This is a genomic window from Clostridium sp. UBA6640 (assembly GCF_002455975.1).
Classification (GTDB): Bacteria; Bacillota; Clostridia; order Clostridiales; family Clostridiaceae; genus Clostridium_J.
Window position 1 is genome coordinate 28,462 of record NZ_DKLM01000063.1, and the last position, 10,543, is coordinate 39,004.

A 10,543-nucleotide genomic window follows, 5' to 3' on the forward strand; every position below is an offset into this window, starting at 1 on the left:
TAAAATTAGATAACTATTTATTATTAGTATTTTTTGTAAATATATTTTTCTCTTATCCTGCATTGTAGCAACATACTCTATAAAAATTGTCATACAGTTATCAATATCTTCCTAAGTAACGCCCCTCCAAAGCACAACCTCATCCATCAAGTGTTGCTTTAATTCATCACCTGTAATCCTATGTACTTTTGGCATGGTCAGTTTTTTTGCACTCTTCTAATATTTTATACCATTTGTTTTTTTGATTGTAATTTTCACTTGAATCACTGATAAAAATAGTTGTACAACCATCTGCCCTACCAATGGATTCACTAGAAAGATCCCTTTGTTTATGAAAATACTTTCTCTCCTCATAACATCATCTTCCTGTTCATATATAAAAAGTATAATTATTAAATCTTTCTATACTTATCTCCCATATTCTTTTTATATAGCTCCCTTAGCTTATCACAAGTTTCCTCATCCATATCTTTCTTCCTTATTAAAGTTGCTTGGTTTACATTAAAATAGTTTATAAAATAATCCTTTGACTCTAGTACCTGATAAAATTGAATATATTTAATCTTACCTTCTCCCTCAAATACTGTGCTTTTTATGATTAAAAACTCTTCATAAAAATCTAATATCTCTTCTGAATTAAATGCTCCTGTCTTATCTGTTTTTATTCTTTGTTTGTTTTTTCTTTCAACCTTTAAAATTATTACACCAGCTGCAACAACTGCTAATAAAATCCAGCTTATAAAAAATTCCATTATATTTAATTGATTTTCACTATAAGAAAGATATACAGCCATTAAAGCAGATAGTCCAAATATAAAAGGGATTATTATTTTGCTTCTTAGAAATGTTGCTATATATAAAAACTTACGATAGTCTTCTTTTCTCATGCCAGTTTTCACTGTAAATAGTTTATCCTCCATATCTACACCTCAGTTTAATAATTTATATTATTTCTTTAACTTAAAGCTTTGCTAAAAATATAAAATTCACATGACAATCCTATTTCCACTCCTCTTCACTCCAAGCCCTTAATCTTACTAAATCATTTTGCCAATAATAGTATTTTCTCATCAAACTTTCCCCTTTATCCATTTCTTTAACTACTAGGATATGCCGTCTTTCTAGATTATATCATTATAATACTTTTCTTCAATAAATTTCATAATAAAACTTCAAATGGTAATCTTAACAGTGCAAAAATGAATAGTATTGTTAAAGTCTTTACTCAATCCACTCATTTCCTTATCAATTGATAATCTTTGCTTTATAAACTTGTTTTAAATCTCTCTTTATTTATGAACCGTCCCCTACTAAACAAAAGCCCTCTATTATTTTCTAAAAAGCATTGGAAAATAATAAAGGGCAGAGTTCTATGCTAATTTATCTATGATTTTATGGTTTCAAAATTACCTTTATACACTCATCATCTTTTTCATCGAAAATTTTATATCCATATTCCGCTTTATCTAATGATAATCTATGAGTTATAATGTCTTTTGCATCAAATTTATTTTCTTTTATAAGCTTTAATATAGGGTCAACATAAGAGTGAACTGGACACTGTCCCATCTTAAGCGTAATATTTCTTGAAAAAAAATCTCCAAGAGGAAAAGCATTGTACCTTGCTCCATAAACTCCTACTAATGATACAGTTCCACCTTTTCTTACAGCTTGAGTAGCTATTTCAATTGCAGACTTTGAACCACCTTGTAGTCTTAAAAGTGTCTCTACTTTTTCGATCATAGTCATTTTACCATCCATCCCAACACAGTCAACTACAACATCAGCGCCACCATTGGTTATCTCTTTAATATACTCACCTACGTTATCATGATCTTTTAGATTAACCGTTTCTACTCCATTATATTTATCTGCATGTTTAAGTCTATAATCTACATGGTCTACAGCTATTATCCTTTTAGCTCCCATATAAGCTGCCCATTTTTGTGATAGAAGTCCTACTGGGCCACAGCCTAATATCACAACAGTATCTCCATGCTTAACATCGCCATTTTCCACTCCCCAGTAGGAAGTTGGAAGTATATCCGTTAAAAATAGTACATCTTCATCTGTAAGTTCCTCTGGGACAATTACAGGTCCAACATTTGCATAAGGAACCCTTAAAAATTCTGCCTGCCCTCCATTATACCCACCTAAAATATCGCTATATCCAAATACAGCTCCAATTTCTCCATTTGGATTTGAATTATCACATTGACTCCATAAGTCATGTTCACAATACCAGCAGTGACCACAAGATATAGGAAAAGGAACTATTATCCTATCATCTTTTTTCACTTTAGTTACACCTTTCCCCACTTCCTCCACAATGCCCATTGTTTCATGACCTAAGACATAATCTTTAGGGGTACTCGGTATCATTCCATGTAATAAATGCAAATCTGAACCACAAATTGCTGTTGATGTAACCCTTACTATTATATCGTCCTCTTTCTCAATAATAGGATCTTTCACATTTTTCACTTTAACATCACTTATACCTTGATATGTTAATGCCTTCATTACAAACCTCCTCAAATGTACTCTATTATATTTTTCCCTAAAATTATAAAAATAGCATATGAGAAGTTTATCTATAAAGTATTTTAAAATTATTGCTTGTAAATACTAAGTAAACTTACAAATCCCCTTAGTTCTGCCTATTTGTTAACTCTCCTAAAAAAAATAATATTAAAGTTTTTGTATTAAATAGTAACATAAATTCCCAATAATCAATAATATGTTATATAGTAGTTAAAATAGGAGTGGAAGAGTAAAATGAAAAGTTTCAAATCCTTTCATGGCACCATTATCATGATTGATGATTTTTCGATAAATGCAAGTGGAGAAGGGCTAGGGTGTTATAAATTAATGTCTGTAGAAGACGACTCGGGGAATTTAGTAAATTTCGTTGTATCACCATCTACTTATTTTGTAGATCATGTAATGGTAACAGTAGGAGATATGGTAACTGGATTTTATGATGCAAATGCACCTGTTCCCCTAATTTTCCCACCACAGTTTAGAGCAATTGTTATGGCAAAAGATACAGAACACCAAAATGTGAAAGTAGATCATTTTAACAGTGAGCTAGTAAGTAGCGATAACCAACTAAAATTAAATATTGACCAAAATACTCCAATAGTATTGGAAAATAATCAAAGATTTACTAGAAACCCTGCAAATCGAAACCTAATTGTTGCATATGGTGTTACTACAAAGAGTATACCAGCTCAAACCACACCATTTAAAGTTATTGTTATGTGCTCATAGTTTGAAAAAAAGCTATTTCTCTTTTATCTCATAAATTTACTTATTTTTCATATTTGGCTTTTGTCATTTTTAAACGGAATTAGTTCAGACTGTAGAGAAATTCTCTAATATTTAAAACCTCAAAAGGCTTTTAACATGTTACTTTATACATGTTAAAAGCTTTTTTAAATCGTATCACTTAAAAGCAATAAGCTCTTTTATTATTTTGTTAATATTGTTTAAACTAAAAGATAAATAATTAGTTTAATTTTAAAGGAATTTTTGCAAATTCACTTTCATCTTCAGAAATTAAATATAAATTAAATTCATTTAAATTTTCTATTTCTGAAGTTGGTATAGAAAATTCAATACTTTGCACTCCATTGGCATCACTTATTCTACAATCTAACATTCTGTTTGAAATATCAGCATAAGCATAAGATGCCCTTTCTCCTTCTATAGGAATGGAGAAATTTGTTAAGTTAGTATCTGATTTTTTAAAAGTATTATCTTTTATAGATACAAACTTACTTTCTAAAAGATTAGAATAATCTTTAAAGTTCTTATTATAAGTAGAGTTTTTCATTTTATCTACAGGGAAATAATAATTTGTATGAGTATATTCTGTAGACTCAAATAAAACTATATCTGGATTAAAAATATTTATATAATAATCATAATCAACTACATTGTGGTAGTTATGTATTCTAATTAACTCTGAAAAATTCTCCGTAAGAAACTTATCTCTTCCTTGAAAGTAACTTCCAGCAAAAATAAGTATCTTAGGTGCGTCTTTATTGTTAGGATTTTTATAATGGGTAAAATTTCTAAATTGTTCAGATATCTTAATCTCATTATTAAAATCAGTAACTGGTATAGAATTATCTTCTTTTAAGTTATAATGTGTTGTTTTTTCATTTATAGAAAAATATGAAGCTGGAAGAGTTGTATTTGTATACTCTACTGATTCAAATTTATTGATATCAAACTTATCTACTGTTGAATCTAAATCACGTAATCTATCTATTATAGATGAAATTCCAATAGTGGCTCCAGTTTCATTCCAATGATTGGCATCATATTTTTTATCAAAAACTTCTTTAGAATTTTTAGCATCCATTAAAGCTTGTCCGGTATATAAATAATTAACATTTTTATCTTTAAGAAGACTTAAAAGATAGTCAGTATTTTTATTATCATAATTATACCCATCTGGTAAAAACTCTGAGTATATAGCTGTTTTGCCAGGTTCAAGGGAATATAAAAATTTTATATCTCTATCTATACAGTAATTTTGAAAATTTAAGATAAAATCAGAATAGACTTCTTGAAACTCTTTATCAAGTGGATTTTCACGTAATTTCGAAAAAATATATCCATCTTTTCCGTACTGATAGCTTGGATGTATCATTTCATCAAACAGCAAATCCATCCCTTTAGTGTATACATTAACCATTTCAGTTCTAAATCCTATACGATCTTCTATGTAACTTTCTACATTTTCATTAATATTACCTTGTGAAAATATCTCTGAAGAATCAATAAGTTTTCTATTATCTATACTTGAAACTTGATTAGGTTTTAAATTCATACTAAATATAGGTAATACAATAATAAAAACAAATATAACTATTCTAGAAAGATGTATTTTTTTCATACACTAACACCTCCTTTAAAATTGAAAGTAAATAAATGGACTATATGTTGAATTAACTATAAATATTATTGCAATAATTAATAAAACTCCAATAAGCACTGTTTTTGCTATCTGAAATGCTTTTTTATCTTCATAGGATTTAAATATGTTATGAACTATTGGAAGAGAACCTATAATTGATATAAACATCCAAAAAACTAATGTTTTATTAACAAAGTAACTAAACTCAAAGGTAGCTGTTGCAGCCTTATTTATCCCAAACATTATTGATAAATAACCTATAGCCTCCATTAAGCCATTAGCCCTAAATAATACCCATCCTAATATAACAATAAACATAGTAATTGTTCTTTTTATAAAAGATGGAGTTTTTACATACCATGTTTTTTTATTTATAAGTTTTTCAATGATTATAAATGCACCATGCCATATTCCCCATGCAACAAAATTCCATGAAGCTCCATGCCATAAGCCTGTAACTAAAAAAACAATAAAAAGATTTACATATGTATTGCCTGTCCTATTTCCACCCAATGGTATGTAAAGATATTCTCTAAACCAAGTAGATAAAGATATGTGCCATCTTCTCCAAAATTCCGTTATGGATTTTGATATATATGGATAATTAAAGTTCTCCATAAATCTAAAGCCAAATAAATGTCCGAGTCCAATAGCCATATCCGAATATCCTGAAAAATCAAAGTATATTTGAAAAGTATAACAAATAGCTCCTAGCCATGCTGTAGGTTGATCAATTCCTGCACTTGAAACTGAAAATATTCTATCAGCTATCATAGCTACAGTATCAGCAATAATTACCTTTTTTGCTAGCCCTATAACAAATCTTTCAATACCATAACTAAACTGTTCAATAGTTTCTTTTCTTTCTCTTATTTGATTATCTATATCCTTATATTTTACAATAGGACCTGCTATTAGTTGTGGGAAAAATGATACATATAAGGCAACAGAAAAAATATTTTTATTAACCTTTGCATCATTTCTATATATATCAATTATGTATGACATACCTTGGAATGTAAAAAATGAAATCCCTATAGGTAATATAATTTCCTTGTATTGAAAACCAGTATTGAAAATACTATTAATATTTTCTATTGCAAATCCATAATATTTATAATAAAAAAGTAAACTTAAATTTAATATTATACCTATTATTAAAACAATCTTTTTTAATTTTTTCTCATCTTTTAACTTATCAATAAGTAGCCCAAATATATAATTTATTAAAATACATATCCCTAATAATGGTAGATTCTCTATTCCTCCCCAAGCATAAAATAATAAACTTGTAAAAAGAGATACAAAGTTTTTTAAGAGCTTACTGGAAAAAAGATTCCCTAGGGTATAATAAATTAACAAAGTTATTGGTAAAAATACAAAAATGAATATTTGAGAACTAAATACCATGCTTTTCCTCCTTGTATTAAAATAATTAAGTTGTAACCAAGTTGTAACCATTTTGTTCATTATACCATATATGTCAATACTGAAGCTTTGTTTTGAGTACGTGAAAATATTGTTATTAAGCCAATATAATCATTATTTAAGAGATTTATCTTTAATTCCTTTATTCTGCAAAATAATGCATAAATATTCATAATTTTTAATATTTTCCCTATAGAAAGTTTACAATAGATATTCTCATTCTAGATACTCTTATTTGTTTGAACTATAGTTCTACATCTACTAAATTATTTATAACTTCTAACGATATTATATCTTTATTACCTCCTAAATAATAAATTTTCAATAACGTACTATTATGTATTAAATTCCGCTATTTCTCTGATATTTGCAATTCAATTTACTGTATGCTAAACTTTGATTATACGTTTTCATACCTTTGAATAAGCTCTTTTATTGTAATGTAGTGACTAATCTAAATTTAGTTTAATACGAAGAAGGATTTTTTTATATTTATAGCTATAAACCTTTGTATAGAAATAAAAAATCAATTTCAATTTGATTGTATAGGGTAGCGATTTTACCCAAAATTTCTTTATATATTCTACAAAGAATTGAGTCGTTTTGAAACAAATTAAGAATCTAAAAATTTAATAAAAAATGAGAAAATACAAAAGATTAAGTTTCTAAATGTTCTCATTTTAATATGGAGGTATTCTTTTGCATTCTACGAATTTAAACAAAATATCATTGGAGACATTCTCCTACAAAAAAACAAATATCGAATTACATACTACACTATATCGAAGCACACAAAAAACAACCCGTGCAACACTTTTATATTTTCATGGTGGGGGATTACTATACGGAAAAAGAACGGACCTTCCAGAATATCATATTAATAGCTTTTGTGATGCTGGATACTCTATCCTTGCCTTTGACTATCGCTTAGCTCCAGCTACTAAGCTACCTAATATCCTAGATGACCTCAAAGATGCTATTATATGGTATTTAAATAACCGTACAGATTTATTTAATTCTAACTGCCCTTATTTCTTATGGGGAAGGTCTGCTGGTGCATACTTATGCCTTCTTGCTCCAAGGATGGATTTACCAGAGAAGCCAATTGGAATTCTTTCTTATTATGGCTATACCTTTGCTAAGGATTCCTGGTATAATGAGCCAAGTCCCTATTATTCGCAATTTCCTGCTGTAGATAAGGACACAATCACCTCTATGTGCAAGAAAGGTGAAATAGCAGAAGGCTTACTTGATACACGATACAGCTTATATGTGTATGCTCGTCAAACAGGAAAATGGATACATATGCTCACTGATGATTCTATAGAGGATTTTTATAATTTATACTCATTAAAAAAATTAACAGATTTTAATTGCTATCCTCCCGTCTTCCTTGCTCATAGTTTTCATGATACAGATGTACCTTTTGCAGAATCTCAAATTTTATCTTCTTTGCTACCTAAATCTCATCTATTTGTAGCTTCTGCTAAAGCACATGATTTTGACAAGGACACTACCTGTGAGGATACCATATCTCTAATAGAGGAATCCTTATACTTTATGAACGAAATAAATTAAGCACTATATAATATTTATAAATTCACTTACTGCGTATTAAATTAGTATTATTCATTTTGAATATACCTCCTTTGTTGGTTATGACGGACAAACCTATTTCCTTACATGGGAGGTATTATTTTTTTATACTAATAACTAAAAGCCTTTTAAAACCACGGGTATAACTTATGGTATTCTATGTACAAAAAGTAATCTCTTATTTATCTTCTGTTAAAATCAGACTCAATTGTAGTTGAAAGATAAAATCAGAGTCATCTATTTCCCTTTCGAGAATCTCTTCACATTTTTTTATTCTATATTTTACCGTATTTCTATGAATAAACATCTTATTTGAAGTTTCTGTAATATTACATTTCAATTCTAAATAAGTCTTTAAGGTGTTTCTAAGTTCTAAGGTCCTCATATTCTCTGGATACGCTAATGTTCTTAAATTATAAAGACAAAATCCTTCTACCTGATCTCTAGAAAGTGTTTTTAGTAGTTCCGCAGCATTTTTAGTTTTATAGTATTTAATATAAGAAATATTATTTCTTTCTTCTCCACTCTTATAACTTTCTAAAGCTTCAAAATAAGAGTATTTTATTGCTTCTATTTCTGACATTCTATTTCCGTATGAAAAGCTAACCTTCACTTGTAACATTGTCTTAAGTTTATCATGATAATATCTAAGTTTTTCTGTTAAATCATCTGCATTACCTTGAACTAAAAATACATATCTGTAATTTTTAATTTCTGGCAGCAAAATTACATTATTACGATATTCCTTAAACAATTCTTTTTCTAACCATTCATAAATAAAAATATACTTTTGTTCACGATGTGAGAACTTATCAACATGAAACTTATTATTTTTAAAGGATTCCAAGGTTACTAAAATAACATAATAGAACTTGCTAAGCTTTAAACCATGTGCTTTTCCAATGGTTAATAACTGTTGTGAAATCAAATTATCACTTTTATGTTTATTTAATAGAAATAGCAGGAACCTCTCATCATCTTTTAATTTATTATAGGAAATACATAGGTTTTTATATAATAAAAATTCAAATGCAAGTAGTACCTGTTCTATCACTAAAGCGGAAGTATCAGCAGACAATGACTCTGAATCAAAAATAAAAAGATAGCAAGAATTTTTATCAAAAACATGATAAGGATAAATGGATATTCTCTCTTTTTTATTCTTTGTGTCAATACAATGTTGCACTGTACTTGATTGCCTTTTATATAATGAAAGAGAGAAAAATAATTCTTTTGCTGTTTCTATATTTTCTTCTGTGCAATCATAATTGCTTCCCATAATATTTCCAAGGGGGTCTATAAGTAAAACTGACTTTTTTAAGATAATACTTAAATTATTTAACAACATTTCTGCTGATTCACCCTGAAAAAGAAGATTGGAGAACTTTTTTTGAGTGTTCAATGCATGAAGTATCTCCTTGTTTTGAATGTTCCATAAATGAGAAAGCACCTTTTGATAAACTTCTCCTAATGTAGCTTCCATAGGAATTTGTAAAAGAGGAAATCCTAGCTTATCTGCGATCTTGATAACTTTTTCATCTAATTCATCAATAAAACGACCTAATTTGATTGCCAATGCTGCACAGGGTAAATCATTTAATTTATAAATAAGTTTACAAAGCTCATCTTGGTTGTCTTTATATACCATAGCTGTTGTAATAAGTAAAGTGTTTTTGGGTAGGTAGGTCGTTACATCTGGAGTTTCTGTTGACTCTATTGTTTCTACTTCTCTGTATAAATCAGCTTTTGTATTAATTACTTTTAATTTAGTCAAGTTCAATAATTCAAAAATTGTCATCTAACCCCTCCTATTGAGTTCCTGTAAATCACTATAAATATTATATGTATTTTTCATTAGAATATCATAACTTCTAAGGTTATACAAACTTTAAATCACACAACTATTAGGTATATTATAGCATACACTGCCAATTTGCCAATTAAGTAATCTATGCTATTTAAATTTTTTAAAGTAAAAATTTCAGCTAAATAAAAGCATCACAACTCCCAAGAGCGTGATGCTTTATTATGTTATTGAAAGATTAAATGGAGATAGTATTCTTTCAAAACCACTATAAAATTTATATTTTTTAAATTAATCTTCATTATAAACTTAGTAGTATTAATCTAAGGTTATAATAGTCCCACTTTCACCTCTTAATGCTAACTTTGCCTTGTCCAGTGAAGCAATAATTGCTTTTCTACCTTTTTTAGATTCAGCAAATTTTAAAGCTGCTTCAACCTTAGGAAGCATACTTCCATTAGCAAAGTATCCTTCCTCAATATATCTTTTAGCATCTTCTACTGTCAATTTATCTAAATTTATTTGATTTGGTTTACCAAAATTTATTGCAACCCTATCAACACCTGTTAATATAATAAGCTCATCTGCATCAATATCCTCTGCTAATTTTTCTGATGCAAAATCCTTATCTATTACTGCAGCTACTCCCTTAAGGCTTTTATCTTCTAGCTCAACTACAGGTATTCCACCGCCGCCTACTGTAATTACTACAGTATCGTTATTTATCAATGTTTTTATTGATTCTACTTCTATTATTTTTTCAGGTTTAGGTGATGCAACTACTC

7 protein-coding genes and 1 pseudogene are annotated in these 10,543 nt (G+C 28.5%); 2 read left to right on the forward strand and 6 right to left on the reverse strand.

Going from position 1 to position 10,543, the window contains the following annotated elements:
* Window positions 1–392: 392 nt before the first annotated feature.
* Together B2W91_RS06750 and B2W91_RS06755 are read right to left on the reverse strand one after the other, a co-directional pair.
* A complete protein-coding gene (locus B2W91_RS06750) occupies window positions 393–920 on the reverse strand; it encodes a YcxB family protein (RefSeq protein ID WP_291579621.1) in 528 nt (175 codons plus the stop codon).
* A 472-nt stretch (window positions 921–1,392) separates the two neighbouring features.
* Window positions 1,393–2,523, reverse strand: a complete 1,131-nt coding sequence (locus B2W91_RS06755) for a zinc-dependent alcohol dehydrogenase (protein WP_291579623.1) — start codon at window positions 2,521–2,523, stop codon at window positions 1,393–1,395.
* A 255-nt stretch (window positions 2,524–2,778) separates the two neighbouring features.
* On the opposite strand from B2W91_RS06755, the gene B2W91_RS06760 reads away from it, so the two are divergent.
* Window positions 2,779–3,273 carry a hypothetical protein gene (locus B2W91_RS06760; RefSeq protein WP_291579625.1) on the forward strand — a complete coding sequence of 165 codons (495 nt, stop codon included), beginning with the start codon at window positions 2,779–2,781 and terminating at the stop codon, window positions 3,271–3,273.
* 238 nt (window positions 3,274–3,511) lie between these two features.
* Here B2W91_RS06760 and B2W91_RS06765 read toward each other — a convergent pair whose 3' ends face one another.
* Window positions 3,512–4,909 carry an alginate O-acetyltransferase gene (locus B2W91_RS06765; RefSeq protein ID WP_291579627.1) on the reverse strand — a complete coding sequence of 466 codons (1,398 nt, stop codon included), beginning with the start codon at window positions 4,907–4,909 and terminating at the stop codon, window positions 3,512–3,514.
* A gap of 15 nt (window positions 4,910–4,924) precedes the next feature.
* On the reverse strand, window positions 4,925–6,340 hold the full coding sequence (locus B2W91_RS06770) for an MBOAT family O-acyltransferase (protein ID WP_291579630.1): 1,416 nt from the start codon (window positions 6,338–6,340) through the stop codon (window positions 4,925–4,927).
* A 717-nt stretch (window positions 6,341–7,057) separates the two neighbouring features.
* Between B2W91_RS06770 and B2W91_RS06775 the strand changes: the two genes are divergently transcribed.
* On the forward strand, window positions 7,058–7,936 hold the full coding sequence (locus B2W91_RS06775) for an alpha/beta hydrolase (RefSeq protein WP_291579631.1): 879 nt from the start codon (window positions 7,058–7,060) through the stop codon (window positions 7,934–7,936).
* Between the two features lie 196 nt (window positions 7,937–8,132).
* Here B2W91_RS06775 and B2W91_RS06780 read toward each other — a convergent pair whose 3' ends face one another.
* The gene (locus B2W91_RS06780) at window positions 8,133–9,752 is read right to left on the reverse strand and encodes a PucR family transcriptional regulator (RefSeq protein WP_291579632.1); all 1,620 of its coding nucleotides are present in this window, start codon (window positions 9,750–9,752) and stop codon (window positions 8,133–8,135) included.
* 324 nt (window positions 9,753–10,076) lie between these two features.
* A pseudogene (locus tag B2W91_RS06785) lies at window positions 10,077–10,543 on the reverse strand (carbamate kinase); the annotation flags it as partial.